The sequence below is a fragment of the Paenibacillus sp. RC73 genome (assembly GCF_044908085.1).
In the GTDB taxonomy this organism is placed as follows: Bacteria; Bacillota; Bacilli; order Paenibacillales; family Paenibacillaceae; genus Paenibacillus; species Paenibacillus terrae_A.
This window is the reverse complement of the sequence record NZ_JBIYCV010000002.1, coordinates 663,191-686,327: the sequence shown is the minus strand read 5'-3', so window position 1 is coordinate 686,327 and position 23,137 is coordinate 663,191. Positions and strand designations below refer to the sequence as shown.

General features: G+C 49.3%; 22 protein-coding genes. 5 read left to right on the top strand and 17 right to left on the bottom strand.

From position 1 onward, the window contains the following. Positions 1 to 60 precede the first annotated feature (60 nt). From ABH897_RS06740 to ABH897_RS06730, 3 genes are all read right to left on the bottom strand, one after another. Complete coding sequence (locus ABH897_RS06740; RefSeq protein WP_404521302.1) at positions 61 to 1,296, bottom strand: putative amidoligase domain-containing protein; 1,236 nt, start codon at positions 1,294 to 1,296, stop codon at positions 61 to 63. A gap of 134 nt (positions 1,297 to 1,430) precedes the next feature. Next, complete coding sequence (locus tag ABH897_RS06735; RefSeq protein ID WP_014281435.1) at positions 1,431 to 1,988, bottom strand: outer spore coat protein CotE; 558 nt, start codon at positions 1,986 to 1,988, stop codon at positions 1,431 to 1,433. Positions 1,989 to 2,114: 126 nt separating this feature from the next. Beyond that, positions 2,115 to 3,011 (bottom strand): LysR family transcriptional regulator, encoded by an 897-nt coding sequence (locus ABH897_RS06730; RefSeq protein ID WP_404521300.1) that lies wholly within the window; start codon positions 3,009 to 3,011, stop codon positions 2,115 to 2,117. A gap of 115 nt (positions 3,012 to 3,126) precedes the next feature. Between ABH897_RS06730 and ABH897_RS06725 the strand changes: the two genes are divergently transcribed. Next, on the top strand, positions 3,127 to 4,437 hold the full coding sequence (locus tag ABH897_RS06725; protein WP_404521298.1) for an amino acid permease: 1,311 nt from the start codon (positions 3,127 to 3,129) through the stop codon (positions 4,435 to 4,437). A 30-nt stretch (positions 4,438 to 4,467) separates the two neighbouring features. On the opposite strand, the gene ABH897_RS06720 is transcribed toward ABH897_RS06725, so the two are convergent. From ABH897_RS06720 to ABH897_RS06700, 5 genes are all read right to left on the bottom strand, one after another. After that, positions 4,468 to 5,424 (bottom strand): aromatic acid exporter family protein, encoded by a 957-nt coding sequence (locus ABH897_RS06720; RefSeq protein WP_283652136.1) that lies wholly within the window; start codon positions 5,422 to 5,424, stop codon positions 4,468 to 4,470. Between the two features lie 136 nt (positions 5,425 to 5,560). Beyond that, on the bottom strand, positions 5,561 to 6,394 hold the full coding sequence (locus tag ABH897_RS06715; RefSeq protein WP_404591424.1) for an ABC transporter permease: 834 nt from the start codon (positions 6,392 to 6,394) through the stop codon (positions 5,561 to 5,563). Between the two features lie 8 nt (positions 6,395 to 6,402). Next, positions 6,403 to 7,215, bottom strand: coding sequence for an ABC transporter ATP-binding protein (locus ABH897_RS06710; protein ID WP_404521296.1), 813 nt, complete (start codon positions 7,213 to 7,215; stop codon positions 6,403 to 6,405). Next, entirely contained in the window at positions 7,212 to 8,300 is a 1,089-nt protein-coding gene (locus ABH897_RS06705) for an ABC transporter substrate-binding protein (RefSeq protein WP_283652138.1), read from the bottom strand. The genes ABH897_RS06710 and ABH897_RS06705 overlap by 4 nt, the downstream gene beginning before the upstream one ends. 146 nt (positions 8,301 to 8,446) lie before the next feature. Then, complete coding sequence (locus ABH897_RS06700) at positions 8,447 to 9,964, bottom strand: carboxypeptidase M32 (RefSeq protein ID WP_283652139.1); 1,518 nt, start codon at positions 9,962 to 9,964, stop codon at positions 8,447 to 8,449. Positions 9,965 to 10,220: 256 nt separating this feature from the next. Here ABH897_RS06700 and ABH897_RS06695 point away from each other — a divergent pair, with 256 nt between their 5' ends. The 4 genes from ABH897_RS06695 to ABH897_RS06680 all read left to right on the top strand — a co-directional run bounded on the left by ABH897_RS06695 (position 10,221) and on the right by ABH897_RS06680 (position 12,493). After that, complete coding sequence (locus ABH897_RS06695; RefSeq protein WP_404591422.1) at positions 10,221 to 10,784, top strand: beta-class carbonic anhydrase; 564 nt, start codon at positions 10,221 to 10,223, stop codon at positions 10,782 to 10,784. Positions 10,785 to 11,032: 248 nt separating this feature from the next. Continuing rightward, complete coding sequence (locus tag ABH897_RS06690) at positions 11,033 to 11,599, top strand: PadR family transcriptional regulator (RefSeq protein ID WP_044647777.1); 567 nt, start codon at positions 11,033 to 11,035, stop codon at positions 11,597 to 11,599. 156 nt (positions 11,600 to 11,755) lie between these two features. Then, on the top strand, positions 11,756 to 12,211 hold the full coding sequence (locus tag ABH897_RS06685) for a hypothetical protein (protein ID WP_283652141.1): 456 nt from the start codon (positions 11,756 to 11,758) through the stop codon (positions 12,209 to 12,211). Positions 12,212 to 12,214: 3 nt separating this feature from the next. Then, a complete protein-coding gene (locus ABH897_RS06680; protein WP_134914723.1) occupies positions 12,215 to 12,493 on the top strand; it encodes a YxcD family protein in 279 nt (92 codons plus the stop codon). Between the two features lie 105 nt (positions 12,494 to 12,598). Here the strand turns inward: ABH897_RS06680 and ABH897_RS06675 are convergent, their stop codons facing one another. From ABH897_RS06675 to ABH897_RS06635, 9 genes are all read right to left on the bottom strand, one after another. Next, positions 12,599 to 13,477, bottom strand: a complete 879-nt coding sequence (locus ABH897_RS06675; RefSeq protein WP_404591420.1) for an STM4011 family radical SAM protein — start codon at positions 13,475 to 13,477, stop codon at positions 12,599 to 12,601. Further along, positions 13,474 to 14,898 carry an STM4012 family radical SAM protein gene (locus ABH897_RS06670; RefSeq protein ID WP_283652143.1) on the bottom strand — a complete coding sequence of 475 codons (1,425 nt, stop codon included), beginning with the start codon at positions 14,896 to 14,898 and terminating at the stop codon, positions 13,474 to 13,476. The genes ABH897_RS06675 and ABH897_RS06670 overlap by 4 nt, the downstream gene beginning before the upstream one ends. Before the next feature lie 68 nt (positions 14,899 to 14,966). Beyond that, complete coding sequence (locus ABH897_RS06665; protein ID WP_404591418.1) at positions 14,967 to 15,749, bottom strand: STM4013/SEN3800 family hydrolase; 783 nt, start codon at positions 15,747 to 15,749, stop codon at positions 14,967 to 14,969. Beyond that, positions 15,746 to 17,083, bottom strand: a complete 1,338-nt coding sequence (locus ABH897_RS06660) for an STM4014 family protein (RefSeq protein ID WP_404591415.1) — start codon at positions 17,081 to 17,083, stop codon at positions 15,746 to 15,748. The genes ABH897_RS06665 and ABH897_RS06660 overlap by 4 nt, the downstream gene beginning before the upstream one ends. Positions 17,084 to 17,141: 58 nt before the next feature. Next, positions 17,142 to 17,984, bottom strand: coding sequence for an STM4015 family protein (locus ABH897_RS06655; protein ID WP_404591413.1), 843 nt, complete (start codon positions 17,982 to 17,984; stop codon positions 17,142 to 17,144). A 249-nt stretch (positions 17,985 to 18,233) separates the two neighbouring features. Beyond that, entirely contained in the window at positions 18,234 to 19,700 is a 1,467-nt protein-coding gene (locus tag ABH897_RS06650; protein WP_404591411.1) for an efflux RND transporter periplasmic adaptor subunit, read from the bottom strand. Positions 19,701 to 19,765: 65 nt separating this feature from the next. Next, positions 19,766 to 21,286 (bottom strand): DHA2 family efflux MFS transporter permease subunit, encoded by a 1,521-nt coding sequence (locus ABH897_RS06645; protein ID WP_404591409.1) that lies wholly within the window; start codon positions 21,284 to 21,286, stop codon positions 19,766 to 19,768. A gap of 15 nt (positions 21,287 to 21,301) precedes the next feature. Continuing rightward, a complete protein-coding gene (locus ABH897_RS06640) occupies positions 21,302 to 21,955 on the bottom strand; it encodes an HlyD family secretion protein (RefSeq protein ID WP_283652149.1) in 654 nt (217 codons plus the stop codon). Between the two features lie 362 nt (positions 21,956 to 22,317). After that, positions 22,318 to 23,136: a hypothetical protein gene (locus ABH897_RS06635; protein WP_283652150.1), complete on the bottom strand. Its 819-nt coding sequence runs from the start codon at positions 23,134 to 23,136 to the stop codon at positions 22,318 to 22,320. Position 23,137 lies beyond the last annotated feature (1 nt).

Below are 23,137 nucleotides of genomic sequence, written 5' to 3'. Positions count from 1 at the left end.
TTCATTATAGCAAAAATGACAGTCGATAACATGCAAGCATCGCAAACAACATCACAGATTTTACGAAAGCTTCCAAAACGGACGCAAATCCCGCGATTCATCCCATTGTTTCCCCTGACGCAGGCTGTCCAGCAAAGGCCCTACATAAGCTTTATATTGCGGATATACATCCAGTGAAACGATATCCAAAATAAGAGGCTCCATATATTCCCCCAGCACAATCCGATTTCCTTCATAAAAAGCTCTATGGGCCTCTTCCTCATCCAGTGGCCTACGCTCCAAGCGCGGATATTGAGACGCGATGAGAAAGGTCAATCCAATCACGCCTTTCGCGAGCTGCGGCGAAACAAGAAAGCTGGGTAGTGTACGGTATTCAAAACCTCCGTACGGTTGGCGGCGAAAATCGCCCAAATTGCCGTAATGCGGTCTGCGCCGGGCTGCGCGTTTGTCTTCTAACAACGCCAAAGGCAGCGCTAAATAATTGTCCAGCGCACGTAGCAGAGACCCGTTCAGCGGAATTCCGCTAAAATGCAGATGCCCTCCCAGCGGAAAACCGGACTGCGGCATCCCGCCTGCTTGCCAAATTAGCGTACGATCGGCAATGCGCCGGGCTGCTGCCGCAAAGGCACGGCGTAAATGGGTCAGCAAAAGAGCCGGATCGCCACTTGGTGCGGGTCGAAGCTCAGCGACCGGGTACAACGTCCGCCCCCGGCGCGTAACCGCATCGCATCCCGCCACGCCAAGGCGGCCCAAATATCGCGAAGCCGGTACAACCCGTCCTTCCGGCATGCGGACCAGTACAAATTCAGGGTCCATTCCGATTAGCAGCTGTTTATCCCCTTGTACCGCTGGAAGGCCCTGCTCCTGAACATCCTCTTCGCGAGCTGCGGCTTCATATAGCGTGTCTAGGCGTCTATCATTAAGCCATGGCTGGGCCACGACTTCACGCACCTGACAGCTGCGCTCGCCCAGCAATGTCAGCGTCACCTCGCCACTGTCGAGGCCAAGTGTGTACAAAGTACGTACAGCCAGTCGCTCCATTCGGACGGACAGCTGAGAGCTGCTATCCAACGCAGACGGATCATAAGCGCGGACTTTGGAGTGTCCTTCAATCGTGCGTCTTCGAATTTCCAGCATTCGTAGCTGATGGATCTGCACCGCATAGCCTACCGCAAAATCTGCTGCGTTGTCGTCAATCCAGCGAACCGATATGCCGGAGCGTTCCAGCCTGCGCTGCTTTTCATCATCCGACATCTGTCTGAAGCGTCTGAGCGCCTGTCCCGCCTGTTGCATCATCTTCCCCTCCCTACCAGATTACGGACGATTGAACGACTTCCCTTCCCTACAACAACAAAAAGGAGGGCCTTTCCCCCCTGCGCAGTCTCAGCCAGCGCAAAAGAGTAAAGCGGCCCTCTTTTTGGTTACTTCCGTCAGAGCTCGTCGTCAATGAGGTCGGGGTCGAGCTCCTCATAGTCCCCTTCTTCCGCTCCAAAATCATAGTCCTTGTCAAAATCGTCACTGCTGCCATTCGGGAATACTTCTACAACAATCTTCGTTTCTGCCACCAGTTCCACCGCAAATTCCCGCTCGACCCGGATAATTACGCTGCCGCCCCCTGAAGACACACTGGCCTCAACGCAGCTTGGCTCCTGTGTCGCCTCGGCGGATACTTCCACTGTAGACGCCCGGTGTTTCGGATCAAGATACGAGAGCGGCACGTTTTCCACGTACGACACCGTTTCCTTAGCCACATCGGTCTGCGAGTTTTTATCGTATGAGTACCAGATATTGATATCATACGTCCCCACGACCTCAATGCCGTCTCCAGCCGCCACAGCCTCATACTGGTGGTTAATAATCCACGCCCCCAAAATGCTGGTCGGATTATTAGGCGGAGTTACGGTATGGGTTACGGTAGAGAATTTGCGACCTTTACCGCAGATCGCTTTTGTAATAATCTCTCTACGATTTTTATGACTTAATGCCATACTTGAACCTCCTCCATACAATCAATCATTCCATACATATGTATGCAGGTTGTGGGCGAATGTTGAGTGAATAGGCGAAAAGGAAAAAATATTATTTGTATAAGCTTATGCCCTAATGGCTTGAACTCATGCACGCCAATGTATTACATACTGCTCGACAATCCGTAAAAATTCGCTGAGCGCCGGGGATTTCCACTTTTTCGTGTGATAGGCGACCTGGGTAGCCACCTGCTGTTCGCTGTCATCCCAGCTTAAACGCGCCATCTTCCCTTCACGCAGCTCATTTTGCACCGTAACCAGCGGAAGCAGCGCAACGCCCAATCCGGCCATGACACATTGCTTGATCGCTTCAATACTCCAAAACTCCAGACTCGGGTCTGCAAAAATACCGTGTCTGTTCAAATACTGCTCAAAAAGGATACGATAGGTGCAGCCCGCCTCCGTGTGCAAAATGGTTTCGTCCTTCAAGTCAGCTGGCTCCACCTTATTATAGGAAGCCAGTGGATGCCCCAGTGGCGCAACCAATGCCATCGGCTCATGAATGAGCGTAGTGACATGCAGTTCTCTATCCTCTGTTTCCGGCTGAAGCAAAAAAGCCAAATCCAGCTCACCTGAACGGGTCATATCACGCAATTCCCAGCATTCACCGGGTTTAAGCACGATTTTTACCTTCGGATACCGCTCCCTGTACTCACGGATCAGGCTCGGCAGGCGGAAAGCCGCCAGCGACTCTGGCGCTCCGATTTTGAGCGTACCCGTCAGCACCGTTTCTGAACGTAGCGCATCCTTAGCAAGGGCGTGCATCTTGGAAATCTCCTGCGCATAGGGCAGCAGGCGTCGTCCGGCATCTGTGAGCATGATTTTCTTACCTATGCGGTCAAAAAGAGGTGTGCCCAGCTCTGTCTCCAGCGTCTGAATTTGAGCAGTTATACTTGATTGTGCATAGTCCAGTATACGCGCCGCCCGAGTAAAACTGCCTGCCTCAACCACATTTAAAAACGTAAACAAATGCCGTGATTCCATAAGTTGCTCCTTCAATCGTTTTTTTCGATGCAAGCCATCGTTATATTCCGTTTTTCCGATAGATTGATTATCTGATAAGCTGAAGGAAATGACAAGAGAAAGAAGGCTTACCTGCATGACAAATGAACATAAACTACAATCCACCATTGGTCTTCCACAGGCCATTGCGCTATATATCGGGGCGGTGCTGGGTTCGGGGATATTGATTGTGCCCGGTCTTGCCGCCGAAATGGCGGGTCCGGCATCACTACTGGCGTGGGGCTTTATGACCCTGCTCATTTTGCCAATGGCCCTGTCCATGGGACTGCTGTCCGCCAAATTCCCGAACGCTGGAGGGGTATCGCATTTTGTTACGCTGGCTTTTTCACCGCGTGCAGGCTCTTATATCGGGTGGTTTTTTCTGATGTCAGTTCCGATTGGGGCACCTGTTGCCGCACTCACCGGAGCTGGCTATATGACCGCCGCCATGGGCTGGGGAGAGGGATGCCGCATGGGATTGGCCGCCGCCATGCTGGCGGTTGGACTGATCATTAACTGGATCGGTATGAAGGTTGCGGGACGTATTCAGATCGCCGTTGTCATTGCTATCGTTGCTGTCCTTATCTTCGCCATTGTCGCAGCGCTGCCACAAATGAAATCGATACACTTCACACCGTTTGCTCCGCACGGTTGGCTTCCTGTCGGTCAGGCAGCCGCGATTCTGTTCTGGTGCTTCATCGGCTGGGAAGCCGTCTCCCATTTGTCGGAGGAATTCACCAATCCTCAGCGGGCGGCTGTTAAGGGTGTCACCGTTGCAGCCATCATCGTTGGCCTGCTTTATTTTCTTACTGCACTGGCTACAGTCGGGACACAAAGCTACCTTGCAGGTGGATCAGACGCTTCGCTCGTATGGGTGATTAGCCGGGCTATTGGTCCGTGGGGCGCAGTGATCGCGGGCTTGACGGGCATCTTTATTTGTACAGCTACGATTATCGCTTATGTAGGTGCTGCTTCACGTGTCGCGTATGCCTTATCCCGGCAAGGACACGCCTTCCGCTGGATGGGTCTATTGTCCCGGCGTTTTCATACGCCAATTGGGGGTATCGCGTTTCTTTCCCTTTGTTTCGTCATCATTATGTCCCTTTACGGTAGCGGTACTGTTTCACTCACCAACCTGATTCAGTTCCCCAACGCCACTTTTATCCTGACCTATCTGGGCGGGTGTGCTGCGGGTATCAAGCTGCTACGAGGTAATCGCTGGGGTGTAGCCATCAGTTGGGTGTCGTTCATCTCGACTGCGGTGGTGTTTCCTTTTGTCGGCTGGGCCATGCTTTATCCTTGCCTGATCACCGTTGCCTTATGGATCGCAGGTCGAATTCGGCACAAACGACCCCTTCCTGCTGCGTCCGTCATCACTGAACAAGAAAAAGCTACTGTCCATCGTTAGACAGTAGCTTTTTAGTTTGGGCCCTCGACTCTAAGCTTTGACTGGAGTGGGGGCCTTGTCCTTTTTGGCGATTTTCAAATACTGATGTAATTCATGTGTAAGCTGTAACAATGCCGAACGAATTTCGAATTCCTCCCGGGTTGAGGGGAGCTCCATTTTTTTGAATTCCTCACGTACCTGCTCCAGCAACTTCTCCGTCTGTCCCGTATAATGTCCGGCCAGAACGTCATTGCTGAGCTGATCGAATAGCTCGGCCAAAAGTTTGGCCTGCGGCATATGCTGGTACATCTGCGAGATCAGCTGCATCATATTTTGAATAGAATCCAGCTGTTCCCTGCGCATATAAAAATACACATTCCAGCCTTCTTGCGGACGAAGCATCTGATTTTCCAATGAACGCCCTGCCTCGGTCACCCCTCTGGCTATGACGCTGTTCGCTTCTATAACTTCCTTGCCATCCCATATGTATGCCGGACTGCGTAATGTATTGGCCATATTTCTGAATATAATGGAAAACGTCCGGTCTACTTCCTGCCGGATTTGCTGCATGGTGTTATCGGAGCGCGGCATGTAGGCCAAATTGACGACCATCGCGGACCCCAGTCCGATGACCAGCAGACACAGCTGGGTCAGCAGCACCTGCATATCAATCACACCACCGCTGAACACGCGGAAAACCACAACCGAACCCGTGACGATTCCTTCCTTAAAGCCCACCCGTACAATGACCGGAAACGCCGATAAAATATATAATGCCAGTACCCAATCATGGAATCCGAATACAACAAACAAAACACAAGCAAAAAGAAGCCCCACAACGGATGCAAAAAATCTCGCCGAAATGGTACGAAGGCTTCTCTTGCGCGTGACATCGACCCCCAAAATAGCCAAAAGCCCTGCCGAGGTGGCTCCATGAATGCCAAAACCATCCGCAATGAGTACGGCCATTAATGCGGCAATAGCCGTTTTAATCGTACGAAAGCCCATGAAAAAATTCTGTCCTCTCTGGATGAAATCTGTTTTCGTAAACTTTGAATCATTTTCATTTTCATGGTACTTTATTTTCACATTTTACACAAATGAGGAATTTGAAAAAATCCAGAAATGTATAGAAGTTTGATTCTTATCGCTGAGGACGATCAGACAGCAACAGTCGCTCCACATACACGACCGCCTGATACATCAGTGTCGCTACGACCGCAATGATAAGTAAACTGGACATCACCAGCGTGAAATTGAACACCTGGAAGCCGTAGATGATCAAATAGCCCAACCCGTTTTTAGCTACCAGAAATTCACCGACGATCACGCCAACCCAGGCCATGCCGACATTCACCTTTAGTGTAGAGACGATAGCCGGAAAGGACGCAGGCAAAATCACCTTGCTAAACGTATCGCGCCGCGATCCACCAAATGTGCGAACCACCTTGATCAGATTCGAATCCACTTCCTGAAAGCTGTTATACACGACTAACGTCGTAATAATGACCGTAATCGAGAGGGTCGTCATTAGAATAGCGGTAAATCCGGCTCCGAACATGACGATAAAAATGGGCCCCAGCGCCACCTTGGGCATACTGTTGAAGACAACCATATAGGGATCCAGTACCTTCGACAGAAACGGCGACCACCAGATTAGCACAGCCAGTAATGTTCCCAGCAGCGTTCCCAGTAAAAAACCCGCCAACGTCTCTCCAACCGTGACACCGACATGCCCCCACAGCTCACCGCTGACCGCATCCTTGCCAATTTGGGTAAGTATTTTGCTTGGATAGCTAAACAGTAGTACATCAATCCATTTCATCCGACCCGCAATTTCCCACAACACGAATAAAAACACTAAAATAGCTGTCTGTACACCCGTTACCAACCGCCGCTCCGAACGCCTTCTGCGTCGGTACTCCTGATACAGCCCTTGAATCCAGTGTTGTCCAAGCCGATCTGCTTCGCCCTTCATCCTTTGACTCACTCCTTTGCTCCCGAAGCCTCCAGTTCACCCCATATTTCATGAAAAAGCTCATTAAAGCCCGGCTGCTCGCGCGCATAAAAAGGCTGAACTTCCCGGATCGCATCCGGAATTGCAAAGGTACGCCGGATGTGGCCCGGATTTCGGCCCAGCACAATAATCCGGTCACTGACCGCAATCGCCTCGGCCAAATCGTGTGTGACCAATATAGCCGTCTTCCCCCGCTCACGCAAGGTTTCGGCAATCAGGTCTTCCAGTTGGAGCTTGGTCTGATAATCCAGCGCGGAGAACGGCTCATCCAGCAGCAGCAGCCCTGGATTAGTCGCCAGCGTCCGTACCAGCGCCACACGTTGGCGCATCCCCCCGGATAACTGGGACGGATGCAGATGCTCCTTCCCTCCCAGCCCCATGCCTTCCAGCAGCAGTCGGGTCCGTTCACGCGAGGCTTCATCTACCCGATTGCCCAGTTCCAGACCCAATAACGCATTATCCATGATCGTACGCCACGGAAACAGATAATCCTGCTGCAACATGTAGCCGACCTCGGGACTCGGACCGTTTACGGGCTGACCTTGCAGCAGCACCTGGCCCTTCGCCGGGCACAATAACCCGGCGATCATGGACAGGATTGTCGTTTTGCCGCAGCCGCTTGGGCCAACCAAACTGATAAATTCTCCTGTCCCTACAGCGAAGTCGATATCCTCAACCGCCAGTGAGGCCTCCCGGTCTGTTACATACACATGCGTCACTTGCTTCAGCGCCACCACCGGGACCGTTGCATCCGAAATAAGACAACTCCGTTCTTCTGTCATGGCGAGCCTCCGGCGTCTACACCTGTATCAGCGGCTCCATTTGTTCCCGCTTTTGCAGGCTGGTCGGCATTCCCCGATGAGCCTGCTGCAATCGCCTTCTCTGCAAAGCTTCGGTTCAACAGTTGATCCAGCGCAACCGGACTTTTCAGCTCGCCCGCCGAAGTCATAACATCCTGCAAATTCTTCCATTCTTTTTCCTCAATTATTGGATTCAAGGCATAGGTGCCTTGTTCCTTATACCGCTTGACACTACTGGTCAGAACCGCCAGATCTGTGTCCTTGAAATAGGGCATAATGGCTTCGGCAATCTGCTCAGGTGAATGCGTGGCAATCCACTGCTGTGCCCGGTATACAGCCTTCGTAAATTTTTGTACGGCCTCGCCATTTTCGTTCAGATAGCTTCGTTTAGCCATATATACGGTATAAGGCAGCTCGCCGCTCTCCACACCAATGGAGGCCACTACCCGTCCCCGGCCTTCTTTTTCGAAAATAGATGCCTGCGGCTCGAATAACTGCACATAATCCCCTGTACCGGAACCGAAAGCAGAGGCAACATTGGCAAAATCAATATTTTGAATCAGCTTCAAATCCTTGTGTGGATCAATGCCGTGTTTGCGCAGTGCAAATTCCAACGACATTTGTGGCATTCCGCCCTTGCGCTGTCCAAGAAAATTTTGCCCTTTCAGCTTTTCCCAGTCAAAGCTACCCTGCGTTTGCCGGGCAAATAGAAAGGTTCCGTCCGTCTGCGTCAGTTGGGCAAAATTAATGATGGGGTCCTCTGCCCCTTGCTGATACACATAAATAGATGTTTCTGCACCGATAAGCGCGATATCCGCCTGATTGGACAGCAACGCCGTCATCGTCTTGTCGCCACCGGGAATCGTCGCCAGTTGGACATTCAGTCCCTCCTGAGCAAACATCCCCTGGCTCAAGGCTACATACTGTGGCGCATAAAAGACCGTTCGAGCTACTTCGCCCAGTCTAATCTCAATCGTCTGCTCCCCTTTGGGTGCGCACCCGCCGAGCAGCAGCAACCCGAGCAGTGCCGCAGCCGCCACAGCTTTGAAACGAGCGCCGATGTTCATCCCTGTTCCCTCCCCACCTTTTTGCATTATAGACTTCATATATTGTTATGCGGCTGCCTACTCAATGGTTAATCGCACACAAAAACCCCACGTTCGCCCAGGGAACGCGGGGTAGATGCACAAATGATGATATGACAGCTAGTAAATCACAGCTTGTATATGGAGGTATATTTTTCTTCCAGATAATCAGCCAGATAGTCCGGGTTCAGATCCTCACCTGTAATGGCTACAATCAGCTCGGACGGCGTCCGGCTCTTACCGTAACGGTAGATTCGTTCAGTCAACCATTGCTTGATCGGCTCCAGCTCCCCAGCAGAAATCAGCTCATCCAGATTTGGCAACTCCTTGCGCAGTGTCGCCAAAATTTGCGCTGCATACATATTGCCAAGCGAGTAAGAGGCAAAATAACCAAAATCACCACCGGACCAGTGAACATCCTGTAGAACGCCATGCCCGTCATCCGGCGGGAGAAGTCCCAGATATTCCTTATATTTCGCGTTCCATACTTCTGGAAGGCGCTTCACATCCAGTTTTTCATTAAACAGCATTTTTTCAATTTCATAGCGGATAATGATATGTAAGTTATATGTCAGCTCATCCGCTTCAATACGAATCAGTGAATTTTCCACACGATTAACGGCCAGGTAGAACTGTTCCGCCGTGACCTTTGCCAGACGGTCTGGAAAATGCTTTTGCAAGTCAGCATAATATCGATCCCAAAAAGCACGGCTGCGCCCAATCATATTTTCCCACAAGCGAGACTGAGATTCATGTATCCCCATAGAGGTTCCTTCAGAAAGCAGCGATCCTGCCAGCTCAGGCGCAATATTTTGCTCATACAGCGCATGACCACCTTCATGCAATGAGCTGAAAATCGCGCTAGTCACATCATCTTGCAAATAATGTGTTGTTATGCGCACATCACCCGGATTTAATCCTGTCGCAAAAGGATGCACGCTCTCATCCAAACGACCTGCGTCGAAGTCATAACCCATCTGTCTCAAAATGAATAGGCCGAACTTCTCTTGCTGCTTCACATCAAACACACCATCCAGAAAGCTCTTGTCCGGCTGGTTTGGTGAAGCCTGAATTTTAGACAACAGCGGCACAAGGCGCTTTTTGAGACGATCAAACACAGCATCCAGCTTCTCTACCGTCATATCCGGTTCATATTGATCCAAAAGCGTGTCGTATTCCGTGTTCTTGATTCCCCAATAACCGATAAACTCACGCTTCATCTCTACGATTTTAGACAAATAAGGCTCGAATCCGGCAAAATCGCTATGTTCCTTGGCATCCTCCCACTTGCTCTCCGCCTGAGCAGCGAGTACGCTGTATTCCCGATAACGGTCAGCCGGAACCGAACGGTTCAGCTCATAATTTTTGCGACTTTCCTCCACCAGTCTGCGATCATTGTCCTCCAGTTGCTCCAGTTTGTCTTCTGCGGTAAAAAATTGCAGCAATTGTCCCATTTCATCCGAAATAATCAGCTTGAACATCTCAGTGGACAACATACCCAACGTTTCCGAACGAATATCAACGCCCTTGCGCGGAGCACCTGTCCGTAAGTCCCAGTGCATCAAGCCCACGGCCTCGCCATAACTTTTGATTTTGTGTGCTAATTCTTTTAAAGCTGCCAATTGATCCAACGTCTGTTGCGCCATAATTGAGGTCACCTCTTTATCTAAAAATGGATAAAACTTTATACTTCTTATACTTGATGATACTTATATTAAAAAGTATAATCAACACACAACATTTGCGACCAGCTCCTGAAGGCTTTGAAAAACCGTCAGATAGTACATATTTGTAAAGGGGTAAAGCCTGATTTCCGGCCTGCTAAAACCTGGATTAGGCTTTTCCATGCTGGTCTGCTGCAAAAAATAGTTCAACATTAAATAGCATACGGAGGGAACAATCGTGGATCACATCAAAGAGATTTTGGAATACAACCGCGTTTTCGTGGAAAACAAAGAATACGAAGCCTATCGTACAGGCAAGTTCCCTAATAAAAAAATGGTCATCATTACCTGTATGGATACGCGTCTGACCGAACTGCTACCCAAAGCCATGAACCTGCGCAATGGTGATGTCAAAATTATTAAAAATGCGGGTGCGATTATCTCCCAGCCTTTTGGAAGCGTTATGCGAAGCGTACTCGTTGCCCTGTATGAGCTGGGAGCGGATGAAGTGCTCGTCATAGGCCATTACGAATGCGGTATGGCCGCGCTGAATGCCGACCACATGGTCAATGAAATGCTGGAGCGCGGGATTTCACAAGAGGTACTAAGAACTTTGGAAAATTCAGGGATTAAACTAAACAAATGGCTGAAAGGTTTTGACAACATCGAGGAAGGGGTTAGAAGTACCGTAAAGCTTATTAAGAATCACCCCTTGCTCCCGCCTAATGCGCCTGTTCACGGTATGGTCATCCATCCAGACACCGGGGAGCTAACGCTGGTTGTTGATGGAAATAAGCAGTAAAATCCTATAATTAACGTTAAAAAGGGTATCTTTGGGTCATAAAATACGACCTAAAGATACCCTCTTTTTTATGAAAATAAGCACATATGAGTGTATGGTGATCGGAGTTAATTTTGGCTAACCTGTGAACGGCCTATCTGAAAGTTGTCAAACCATACAGTTTCAGTGTACACTTTTCATGAAGCGGCAGAACACCTGCCGTAGAGCCGTTATAACCGTTACTAAGATGGATGAAGGAGATAAAATCTATGAATTTACTATCTTATGGTCTGCTGGGCCTTCTCGCCAGAGAAGAATCCTCCGGCTATGATCTGATGCTGCGTATCCAGCCTTTTTGGCAGGCCAAGCACAGCCAGATCTATCCACTGCTAGCGCGTATGGAAAGCAAGGAATTGCTTGCTTCCCGCTGGATTCAGCAGTCCGACAAACCTGATAAAAAAATGTATACCATTACAGACAAGGGAATTCATATGCTTCAGCAATGGTCCCAGGAATCACTGGCCGCTCCGGTCACACGGGACGAATTAAGCCTGCGGCTGTTCTGTCTCTGGCTGACGGACAAAAGCAGTGCCAACCGTATGCTGGAGGAACGCAAGCGTCATTTTATTCAGCGAATACGGCACCTTGAGGATATTCTGAACGACATTCCTGACGAGGATCTGCATTTTGGCAGCAAAAACTTCGGTGATTACATTCTCGTGCAAAAAGGGCTTATGAATGCCAAAGCGGGTCTGGAGTGGTGCCAAATGGTACTGCGTATGCTGCTCGCCGGAGATGTAAGAGCGGACACTAATCCATTTTCACTTAAACCGTAAGACAGAATGCTTTAGTCCATTCAGGCATAGGATTTATATATCAATAAAATTTGAATGTTTTAATTTTTTTGAAACCCTTTTCTATCCGTTTCGTATTACTGGTAAGCGGCTGTTTGACCTATATCAAACCAACATACCAAGGGGGATATATTTAACATGAAAAAAACTTTTACTTTGAAAAATATGATGATGCTGATGATGGCTTTTACCCTGCTGATTGTTATGGTCGCACCATCTACAGCTGACGCGAGGCGAGGCGGCGGATTTAAATCCGGGCAAAAAACGTACCAATCTACACCGAGCAAGGCCACTAACAGCAACGGCGTCAATAAGTCTGATAGCGGAACCAAATCCAGTGCAACTGCGGGTAATGCAAGCAGAACGGGTGGGTTCCTTGGCGGTGGCGGCGGGTTCCTGAAAGGAATGATGCTGGGTGGTTTGGCAGGTATGCTCTTCGGCGGACTGTTCGGTAATATGGGCGCACTGGGCAGCTTGCTTGGCCTTGCGGTCAACGTTCTCGCTATATACGTCCTGATCATGGTCGGAGTAGGTATCTACCGTGCTATTAAAAATCGTCGCAGACCTGATGATTCCCGTGGAGGACGTTACTAAGTTATGATTTTAAGTATGGATGAAATTGTAAATGCCATCTGTCTGCATATGGCTGAACGCAAAGGCGTCCAGCCCACTGATGTGACTGTAGAATTAAGCTGGGAAGAGGATACAGGATATTCGGCAGAAGTCCATGTACAAGGCCGCAGCCAGTATCTGGTGGAAGCCAACATGATTGAGGCCATCCTGAGATACCTGCATTCCGAGTACAATATCCGTGCCTATCGCGAGCAGGTCAGACTGGATCTGGACGAAGAAATTACGGCCATTGTCCAGACTTGATGGAATAACGCATAGAGTCACCTAACAGAATAAGCATTGAAACGGAAGAACCGACCTTCGCTTGATGCAAGGGTCGGTTCTTTTTTGCGTTCTATAGGACATTAGCTAAATGTGTGGAACTGACGATACCGTAACCTGGGGCGCCCTTTCGAGCAGACCACTGCCGTACATTTCCCGAAACGGTTGCTCCTCCATATGAATGTACCCGATATAACAGCCGCATTCCTTCATACGGCACGGACGCTTGGCACTTAGTCCTTCAAGGCCATCTCTGTACAAGTGACCAAGCACTCGCCGATCCTGGTAGCAATGTTTTACACGTCCGTCACCCTGTACGTAAAATACATCCTCCCCAGCACGACACGCCCGCCCCTGACTGCTGTAATCCTGCAAATTCCATTGGAAATAGGGATCTATAGCCGTTAATTCATCAATCTCGGCATCGGTATAATAATGTGGTCGATCCTTGTAAGCGTTGACCCACAAATAAACATCCTTCGGAAGCTGTGATCGCAAGGAATGAATAGCGGGAAAAGCCTGTCTCAGTCCCACGGTGCCGACACTGTAGGAAATACCAAGTTCATATAGCTTCATACCTTGAGATATAAAAGCCGGCTCCTTCGTCTCTCCCGGATGATACGTCGCCCACAGCGCAGCCGTCCTCGGGTTCAGTTCCCTGGCCCAATCCAGCTTAGTGGACAGATTCGTCTGTACAGCCACTTTATCCACATGCGTCATATGGGAAAACTCAATCATGGCCTTGCGGTACCAGGAATGAATGAGAGCTTCTCCATACGGATTAAAAAATATGGATAGTCGATGCCCCAAAGTTCCCTGTTCCCGTACCCAATCAGCAAAACGCTCCAGCTGCGCCCGATCCTTGTTCAATGTTTCACGGCTATCCACGTTTTTGCTGAACGGGCAGTAAGGGCAAGCATAGTTGCACGAAGTCAACAAGCCACGATAATATAGAGTTGCTCTCATGCGCCTACGTAGCCTTCCATCCGCTCCCGTACTGCCGTAGATATCATCCAGTCGCCAATCGCATCGGAATAAGCCATTCCTTCCTCGGTCAGTCGCAGTGTGTCGTCTACAACCACCGCCATACCAGATTCCAATAACAAGGACATTCCTGCAAAATCATCCGCCAGAGACGCATCGAAGCGCGCGGTGTAAGCAGATAGCTCCAGACCTTCACGATGGAGAAGTGCCTTCAGAATAAAACGCCGCTTGCTCTCCTCCACATTTAAAATAAAGCCGTAATCAGCCAGATCATGACGCTCGGCGGCGACATAATCAGCAATAATACCGCGCGTTGCGGCTGCACTAACACCGTATCGGCTGGCATAGTGGACATTACGCGTATAGGAGCGCGCACCGCAGCCCAGACCGGCCATGCCTTCCTCCTGACAGCTGTATGGCAGCAGCTCCTTGCCGGGTGCATCATCATTTTTGGCAAAACGGCGCATGGAATATTGTACATATCCCGCCTGTTTGAGTCTTTCACGTGCTACTTCGTACAAGCTGAGACGAATATCATGATCCAGCCCAGTATAGCCCGGCTTTAAAATCGTATTTTCCCGAATGTATAATGGGTAAATAAAAATTTCACCCGGTGCGTAAGATAATGCCTCTTCCAGAGAATACAGCCACGTTTCCGCCGTTTGACCGGGGAGACCATAGATCAGATCTACGTTCAACAGCGGAAAATCGTACTCCACCAGCCGCGCAAGCGCTTCACGCACAAGCTTGGGCTTCTGAGGGCGGTATATGGCCGCACTCTCCGACTCCACAAAGCTCTGAATCCCCATGCTGACACGGTCCGTTCGGCGGCGCTTGAGCACCTCCAGCCGATCTTCGGTTACCGTATCCGGCGACGTTTCCACCGAAATGGAAGCATGTTCAGGGTCTAAACCCATCAGATTTTCCGCAATGTCAAACAATCGTTCGACCAAAGGAGCCTCCAGCAAGGTTGGCGTACCGCCGCCGATGGCAAAGCGTGAAAACGGCCGACCACCCATGATTGGCGCCCATTGTCGGGCTTGTCTTTCAAGCGCATCCACATACTCCTTATGCACATCCAGCCGCTTGTCGGGCAAAGTGAACAGGTTACAGAATCCACAACGAGCCGCGCAAAACGGAATATGCATATACAAAAAATAGCTCTCCAGCTCCTCCTTCTCCCACAACTCTTGCAGTGAGAGCGGTGTATCAAAAGGCCGATAGGCCGTTTTATGCGGGTAAGAGTACAAATAGGAGCGGTAGGGAGCTTCACGGATCGTGCGTGCCCATTCAACAGGGTTCTCAGGCCATAGAGACCTTGATGTTGAGCCTGTGTCCAGCCCCGCAGGGGGATTGGCTCCTGCTCCCGTTAGAAGCGAGTGATTCAGATTCATGGCTTTCATTTCTGCTCCCTCCTCGCGCTGGATTGATTCTTTACATTTTACCAGTGCAATCTAAAATTTCTTGTACCCTACAACACAAATTCGCGGTAAGGCACATTCCATACTACCTCATGAGCTAGGCGATGCCCTTCGTAGCCATCTTCCCCATAAGCCGTACCATGATCGGAAAAGGCCATGCAAAATGTCTTCCCCCGGTTTCGTAAAGCGTCGAACAAACGCCCAAGCTGCCCATCCACATAACGCAAGGCTGCACATTGGGACTCCACTGAATCCTTGGCTGAGCCCTCCAGAAAATAGTGATTAGGGCCATGAATAGCTGATACATTCAGGAACAAAAACAGCCGTTGCGCCGGGTCCGCCTTCTCCAGCAGCTTTAGGGCATGATTCACCTGATGCTCGGTTGAACGGGGATTCGTAACGCCGAAGGTCATACGCCAGTAGCTTTCCTGAAAATACCCCGGCAACACCTTGGCAAGCTTGTTTTTTTTCGTAAAAAAAATAACGCCGCCGATGCAGACGGTCCGGTAGCCCTCACCCGCCAGCCCGGATACAATATCCGGTGCATCAAACAGCCACGTATGCGGATGCGTTCGCAGTCCCGTATCTTTTGTATGAAACAGCCGTATGTGAGAGGCCTTATCCGTATTAGCGGGTGTAGGCAAAAATCCGCCAAAAAACGCATGATGTGCGGCATAGGTAAAGCTGCCCGGCGTATGGCATTTTTCCCACGGCCCGGACTCGCACAGGTTCGGACAGTTCTCCTCCTCCAGCTTGGCTACATCGTAACGCAGCGTGTCGAGCGTAATCATGACAATATCATGAGAACCGACAATCTGGTTCATATCGGTCATAACGAGTCTTTCCTTTCCAAAGCTGCAGTCCCATTGGCGAGCTGCAGCATTTCCCATTCATAAGGATTCCAGCCCTGATGTTTTACCCGGTATAGCAGGTCTCCGAACGGATTTACATCCAGCACGTATGGACGACCGCCATGCGCCGGAACCAGAACATCCAGCCCAGCGACCATAGAGGCCGGAAAAGCGCTCATCGCGGCTTCCGCAGTCTGCTGCACCGATTCTACTGTATCCTGCGGCAACCCGGCGTCCTCCAGCAACAGCCGTTCATTGCGCAAATGCAGATTCGTAATTGGGCTTCGGCTTAAACGTAAAACGGCATGACAAGCCTCTGATCCACAAACGAGCTGACGTACATCGTAAACACGTCCGCTCAGACTCGCTTTAGGTATCCAGCGCTCCACATGCACCCCTTCCGAGCATAGCCAGCCCAGGATGGCATGAATGTCCTGCTTGTCCGTATAACGGCGCAAGCGTCCGGCATTGTAATACACACGCTGTCCGTGTACGATTTCCGTTCCAATGGTGGTTACCGCCAGTTCTGCTCGTGTCCGCGGATGCACCTGATAGGCTATTACACCAGAAGCACCGGACCCGCAAAATATTTTCACAAACAGACGGTGAACCCCGCTCTCCTTCATCGCTGTGTGCAGATCAGCAACATCACGAAAGGTACCGTCTGGTGGTGCAAGCACAGGCGGAACCCTTATGCCCGCCTTGTCCAATACGGCGCTGCAACGCCGTTTGTCGAACATCACAGCCACTTCCGCCGGATCATTCATCCAGCGCGACGAGGGCCATAGCAGGGCTGCTTCTTGCCGTAGCCACGCCAGCAGACGGCAATAGCCCCGGAACCATTGTGCCGGGTGCCAAATACGACCGTGCTGCTCCAGCAGGCCTCGCGCTTCTGCCGCCAATATACCTGGGCCATGTGCTAATTCCGCCCACGGCAACAAAGAATCGTCTCCCTCCGTATCCGGGGCTCCCAAAGCAATCAATTCACGCTCTACCTCAAAGCTTTCACCCGGTGCATCCAGACGAAGCAGCGGACTAATGTCCGCCCGCCCCGTCTGTAACTGACGGATGCTCTCTTGCACATAAACACTAGCATTTGCACTGTCTGACGCAGACTGTCCAGCTATTCGGGCCATCAGTTCTCCCAAACTTTGTTTCTCACGGACGGCTTCCAGCACATTTTTATAGGAAATCTCAACAGCTGGCGGCAGCTTCAATCTGCTTCGCGCCTCCTGTAGTCCTGTGGTCCGGCGATTCCCCGGATTGCCGAACAAAATAAACGGCTCGCTGACATTGCTGTCTGATATCCCAACCATAAAGCCGCCTCACTTTAATTTTTGAATAAGGCCGATCGTAGAGAGTTCTCTTTATGGATTACTCAGTCAACGATGGATAACGCCAATCATCTTCCTCGTCCGCTTGCTGCTGATCCTCCACATTTACAGATAGTCCTGAGCTTTTCCAACGTTTCAACATTTCATCAGACATATAATGATAGCTCAAATCCAGGTGCTTCAGCCCTTTGATACTTTCACTAGCGAGCAGTGCCTCAGCCCCTTTATCGGACAACGTGCCTTGAGACAGATCAAGTACCTCCAGTTGTCCAATCACAGGTGCGTTTGCCGCAGCAATCGCGATTTCATCCTGTATTTCACTATCCTTCAGCCCCAAATAGGTCAGCTTTGGAAAAAGATTGTCGTTCAGGAACGGTAATACATCCTTTAGGCCACCATCAAAGCCGTATTGATCCACGCCCAAATACAACTCCAGCTTGCGCAGCTCAGGCAGCTCGGCATTACGAATTTCCTGAAGGACACTCGCAGGCAAACCCCCGCAAATAATAACCAATTCCTGAAGATGGCTATGCCGCAACGGTTCCAGGCTCAGGTCCTGACTTCCTTTGACATAAAAGGATTCCAATGCTGGAAACGCCTCCAACAGCGGAGACAGATTCGTCTGATTAATCCACGAAACCTCACACTCATCATATTCCATATCACCGATAAACAGCTTACGCAGCTTCGGAAATTGATCTTTGTGCTTCACCAGCACCGGTATAAAATCCTCCGGCGATTGTTCATAGGCTCCGCCCCAGTCTCCAATAATCAAATCCGTTATTTCTGCGCTCTCTGGCTTGACTGCCAGTTCTTCAATAGAATTAGCCATCGTTTGACCCTTCTCATAAGCTTCATAATCCACAACCAGCTTTAATTCCATCTCGTAATACCTCCGATCACTCATCTGAAAATGTAATAAATTCCTATCTCGTAAACTATCTATTTCCAGTTTAGTCTATCCTATCATACCAATGTTCGTCAAAAATAGACCCCTACCGACATCAATCCTATGTAAAATGTGCGCAATGAAATCAAAACAGGGCAGCCCGGTAAAATTACTCCAGTCTGCCCTGCGCTTATACTCCCTAATAAATCTCTACTATATAATACAATAGATTTTGAAGCCGAATTATTGGCTAATGGTGATCGGTGAGTTATCGGACAGCAACGCCAGATTATTCACGATTACATTCTCTTCGTTGCTCAAGCCACTGGTAACCAGTGTTTGGGAGCCTGTCGTCTGAACCGTCTTCACTTCCTTGCGTTTCGCATGGTCACCATTCACAACGTATACATATTGCTTACCTTGATCCTTTTGAATCGCTGCGGTAGGAACGACAATACCTTCTTGTGCATTCGCAGCGACAAAGCTGATATCAGCCAGCATACCTGATTTCAGTTTCACGTCCGGATTAGCCACCGAAATTTTCACAGGATATCCTTTTCCACTTGCGTCCAACGGGCTTACATTTTTAACTGTACCTGTTGTCACAATATTGGAAGCTGCTACACGTACCTGGACCTTGTCGCCTGCTTTTACATTGTTGATCTGCTCAGCCGGTACATAGATCAGTGTATTAACTGTACTCAGGTTGGCAATGACCAGCGCAGGAGCCTGAGCGGATACCATTTCGCCTACTTCTGCGTTTTTCGTACCTACAATACCGTTAATCGGTGATGTAATCACGGTATCGTCGAGTGCGTCCTGAGCGATACTCACATTTAGCTGTGCCTGCTTGAGAGACTGTTGGCTGGACTCGATAACCGCTGTATTTTGAGATACCTTCAGTTGATTTTGCGCATTGCTGTAGCCGCTGTTAGCATTACTATAGCTGTTTTTTGCTGAATCGTAGCTGTTACGGGCTGTAGTGAGCGCCTTCTGAGCAGCCACCAGTTGGTCCTGGGCATTAGCCTGTGCGTTCTGCGCATTGTTGTATGCCGCTTCTGCGTTCACAACGGCTGTTTTTGCTTGTTCCAATTGTGCTTGAGTACTTGCACCCGCATCAAACAGGCTTTGAGTACGCGTTACATTTTTCTGAGAATCCGCCAGCGCTTGCCGCGTTTGCTTCACCGTATTGGCCGCCGAGGAGACGCCATGTGTCGCCTGTTCTACGGCTGTAGTAGCCTGATTAATGGCTCCCTGCGCCTGATTGATTGCGCTTTGGGATTGAATCACGCCGCTTTTGGATTGTACTACGCCCGAGTTGGCTTGAACCATCGTCGATTCATGGGATGCCTGAGCAGAACTCACTCCTGCTGCCGCCGCACCTGCTGCGGCGCGGGCCTTCGCTACATTATTCCGCATGTCCTTGTCATCAAGCTTGAACAGCACTTGACCTTTTTTGACCTCTGAGCCAATATCCACAGGCAGTTCAACTACTTTACCGCCCACTTTTGGAACGATATTCACTGTTTCCGAAGGCGTTACCGTTCCTGTATAAATGTTCCCTTGCCCAATGATACCCTGCTGCGCTTGGCTGATCTTGACAGGAACGACCATATCCTGCGCCGCTCCGCTATTACTGGAGCAGCCTGCCAGCACTGCGCCGCCGAGCACTAAGGCCGCTAATGTACTTTCTACTCTCAATATTTTCATGATAATTTCCTTTCTTTCTGTCCGTGGAAATAATGTAAGCCATCCAGTCGATATTTTGTAGTTCTTTATAAAGCTTCCGGCTGTGTCTTTGCTTTCTTCCTCTGAATAAACAAAAAGATTAGTGGAATCGTGCAAAACAGCGGTATGGATGAAATGAGGAACGTATCCGCAATTCCTCTCGATGTGGCATCCAGCGTGATTAAACCACTTATAGATGACACCCAAGAGCTGCCCAACGTCGCTTGCAGCGCATGAGCCGCGTCCGGTGTAACAGTCTCTGAAATTTGTTGGGCATGAGCTGCCGAACGGCTTTGCATAATCGCTGTCAACACTGCTATGGCCATAGATGCTGCAACGGTACGCACCAGATTGGATGCTGTAGACGCATTCGCTACCTTGCTCGGATGAACAGCGTTCATACCAACGGTAGACAATGGCATCATACAAATACCGATTCCCAGGCCCCGAAATGCCATTACGGTTTCCAGCCAAATATGCGGTGTGTCTGGCGTAAGTTGATGCAAATGATATGTCATGAAGCTGGTCAGCGTCAGGCCAACAAGTCCCAGGGGCACAATGCCGAATTTATCAAATAACCGCCCGGCAATCGGCATCATAGCCGCCATTGCAATCGCCTGTGGAATGAGGATGATTCCGGTATCAATCGGTGACACATGCTGAATATTTTGCAAAAATAACGGTGTCAAAAACGTTCCTCCATACATCCCCATCATGACCAGACTGGAGGCAATGACACTAATCGTATATTTTGAGTTTTTAAATAATGAAATTTCAATTACAGCATTGTCTTTTCCGCTTTCCACATAAATAAGAAAGACAAGCGCCCAGAAGGCGACGAACAGTAGAGATACAATTTTAAAAGAAGTCCAGCCATCATGCTGACCGTTTGTCAGTGCGTACAAGAGTGTTCCTGCGCAAGTTGCGGCCAGCAAAAAACCTGGCAAATCAAACGGCTTTGGTGTTGCTTTAGGCGGTTCCTTGATCAGAAGAATAACCATTAAAATTGCAAATAAAGCTACCGGCACACTGACAATAAACAAGAAACGCCAGTTAAACCATTCAATCAAGTACCCACTCAGTGTAGGTCCAACGGCTGGAGCCGCCATTGCGGCGATCCCCCATATCCCGAGGGACATACCGATTTGTTCACGCGGCATGATTTTGTAAATAATCGTCATACTCAGCGGCATAATGACACCGCCTCCCAGTCCAGCCAGTACCCGTGCTGCGATCAGGGAAGAATCACTCCATGCAAAAATACATATTCCCGTTCCCAGCGAGAACACGCTGAGCGCAAGTATTAAAAACTTTTTGTATCCAATGCGCTGCTCCATATATCCGGTAATCGGGACGATTACACCAGATGCAAGCGTGTAACCTGTAATAACCCACTGAATACGTGTCGTCGTTGATCCTAAGTCCGTCGTCAATCGAGGAATGGCGACATTGATCAGACTGTTGTTCAGAATGGCGACAAAGGCGCCTAAAACGATGGCAAAAAAAGCAAGCCAGCGTTCTTTGGAAGAATCTGTCGAAGGAGCAGCAGCAATTTCATTGGCAGCCACATGGACCCCTCCTTTTTAAGGTGTATGGATTTTAACTTCCACGTTCGTTCCTGGAATGAGCTTCATATCCTTCGGCTTGTTAACAGCTATTTCTACAGGCACACGCTGGGTCACCTTGTTAAAGTTACCGCTTGTGTTTACCGCAGGAATGAGCGAGAACACCGCATTTGAGGCTTCGCCCACTTTGCGAACTTTGCCTTGAATCGTCTTGTCACCTGCTGCATCAAGCGTAATGTCAACAAGCTGTCCCGGTTTAATGCGGTCAATATCGGTTTCTTCAATATTCGTGGAGACATACAGACTGTTCATATCAACCATGGTCGCAACAGCACTGCCCGGAGAACCGATTTCATGCTCTTTCGAATAAATCTTAATAACGGTACCATTGATCGGCGCACGCAGTACGGACTTGCTGATCATGCTGGAATCCAGCCCCGATACATCCTGCTCTGCAATCGGTTCATTGCGCTGAAGAACATCGCCTTCCTCCACATCAATGTGTGTAATCTCTCCGGAAATTTGCGGCATTACCTTATATTGATCCGCTTGAATACGCGCATCGTCACTCTTAACAAAGTGTGTTGCCTGATACCAATAATAGTAGCCAATGGTTCCGCCGCTCAGAATGAGCAGTATGATGAGAATTGGCAGTACGGTTTTCTTACTCACTTCTTCCACCCCTGTTGTCCAAAAAATTTTATTATTCAACGCTAATATTTTAATTTTGAAATATTAGGCCATCAAACCAAACCGTGAACGTAAAATAAGCACATAGCAGGATACCATGCATAAAGAAAGAACATTATCTATGTACGTAGGTAATCCTTGTCTATGCTCACACACATCGTCTCCTTTTATATTTAAATATTTTCATATAAATATCGTACATTGAAGTATTATAGTTATATTTATCTATTCAGGCAATATAAATTTTCAGTTTTTCAAAAAAAATTTCATAAAAAAGAGCCTTGTTTTCCAAGGCTTCTTCAACGAAAAGGGATTATTCACATTTAAAGGGTTTAAAAAATGTACTAAGAGAAAAGCAAAGGTCCCAATAACCGTTCTTTACGGTTTTTGGCCTCCTGCTGTTCTTTTTTGTTCTTATCCATCCTGTTGCTATTGCCCTGTGATCGTTGTTCCCCTATGCAGGCTCCACAACGACATCGTTCTGTTGTCGCGTGTACATCCTCTCTGGAGTCCCGCAATAACCGAACGTAATCCAGAGATTGCTGTAAAGAAGCAGGACCCGGGATAAAGCGGACTTTTTTGCCTTCCAGCAAACAGTAGACCTCAGTAAGCTGCGGAAGAGCGCCAAATGCATAATAACAAAAAACATTCGTCAAATGTTGAAATGTATGAATAACGTTGGGATTATAATCCACGATGTACTTCTGAATCAGTAAGGAATCGGCTCCAGCTGACAGTTGCCAGGCAGCCTGCACAATAAGCGAAATGTCGACCTCAAGCTCAGGGACCGGCGTGCAAAATTGCTCGTACAACATCACTGGCACTGACAAGTCCCTATTTAACGCACAAATTTTAGACAGCTCGCCTGACACTTTATTTTTGACATCCCAGTAATGGAACAACGATTCGAAGCCGGTTGGCTGTGTGGGCCACCATTTCTCCAGCACATACTGGACGGGGATTTCCCGCCGCACCTCTACTTCCATTCCAAAGTATTCATTTAGCGCATGCCCTACCGCATATTGAACCCGTTGCCTCCAATTCCAGCCTTCACGCCCGCGTTTTCCCTGCGATTGACGGGTAGACTGCGGAGTTCTCCACATCTCCTCAAGCTGATAGTCGTGCAGAAGAGGAAAGCCGCTTAAGCTATCGCTGTTGCGCATA

What these genes read in the sequence shown, in the direction of transcription:
- ABH897_RS06740 (WP_404521302.1), bottom strand. Translation starts at nt 1,296, where the DNA reads ATGATGCAACAGGCGGGACAGGCGCTCAGACGCTTCAGACAGATGTCG.
- ABH897_RS06735 (WP_014281435.1), bottom strand. Translation starts at nt 1,988, where the DNA reads ATGGCATTAAGTCATAAAAATCGTAGAGAGATTATTACAAAAGCGATC.
- ABH897_RS06730 (WP_404521300.1), bottom strand. Translation starts at nt 3,011, where the DNA reads ATGGAATCACGGCATTTGTTTACGTTTTTAAATGTGGTTGAGGCAGGC.
- ABH897_RS06725 (WP_404521298.1), top strand. Translation starts at nt 3,127, where the DNA reads ATGACAAATGAACATAAACTACAATCCACCATTGGTCTTCCACAGGCC.
- ABH897_RS06720 (WP_283652136.1), bottom strand. Translation starts at nt 5,424, where the DNA reads ATGGGCTTTCGTACGATTAAAACGGCTATTGCCGCATTAATGGCCGTA.
- ABH897_RS06715 (WP_404591424.1), bottom strand. Translation starts at nt 6,394, where the DNA reads ATGAAGGGCGAAGCAGATCGGCTTGGACAACACTGGATTCAAGGGCTG.
- ABH897_RS06710 (WP_404521296.1), bottom strand. Translation starts at nt 7,215, where the DNA reads ATGACAGAAGAACGGAGTTGTCTTATTTCGGATGCAACGGTCCCGGTG.
- ABH897_RS06705 (WP_283652138.1), bottom strand. Translation starts at nt 8,300, where the DNA reads ATGAACATCGGCGCTCGTTTCAAAGCTGTGGCGGCTGCGGCACTGCTC.
- ABH897_RS06700 (WP_283652139.1), bottom strand. Translation starts at nt 9,964, where the DNA reads ATGGCGCAACAGACGTTGGATCAATTGGCAGCTTTAAAAGAATTAGCA.
- ABH897_RS06690 (WP_044647777.1), top strand. Translation starts at nt 11,033, where the DNA reads ATGAATTTACTATCTTATGGTCTGCTGGGCCTTCTCGCCAGAGAAGAA.
- ABH897_RS06685 (WP_283652141.1), top strand. Translation starts at nt 11,756, where the DNA reads ATGAAAAAAACTTTTACTTTGAAAAATATGATGATGCTGATGATGGCT.
- ABH897_RS06680 (WP_134914723.1), top strand. Translation starts at nt 12,215, where the DNA reads ATGATTTTAAGTATGGATGAAATTGTAAATGCCATCTGTCTGCATATG.
- ABH897_RS06675 (WP_404591420.1), bottom strand. Translation starts at nt 13,477, where the DNA reads ATGAGAGCAACTCTATATTATCGTGGCTTGTTGACTTCGTGCAACTAT.
- ABH897_RS06670 (WP_283652143.1), bottom strand. Translation starts at nt 14,898, where the DNA reads ATGAAAGCCATGAATCTGAATCACTCGCTTCTAACGGGAGCAGGAGCC.
- ABH897_RS06665 (WP_404591418.1), bottom strand. Translation starts at nt 15,749, where the DNA reads ATGACCGATATGAACCAGATTGTCGGTTCTCATGATATTGTCATGATT.
- ABH897_RS06660 (WP_404591415.1), bottom strand. Translation starts at nt 17,083, where the DNA reads ATGGTTGGGATATCAGACAGCAATGTCAGCGAGCCGTTTATTTTGTTC.
- ABH897_RS06655 (WP_404591413.1), bottom strand. Translation starts at nt 17,984, where the DNA reads ATGGAATTAAAGCTGGTTGTGGATTATGAAGCTTATGAGAAGGGTCAA.
- ABH897_RS06650 (WP_404591411.1), bottom strand. Translation starts at nt 19,700, where the DNA reads ATGAAAATATTGAGAGTAGAAAGTACATTAGCGGCCTTAGTGCTCGGC.
- ABH897_RS06635 (WP_283652150.1), bottom strand. Translation starts at nt 23,136, where the DNA reads ATGCGCAACAGCGATAGCTTAAGCGGCTTTCCTCTTCTGCACGACTAT.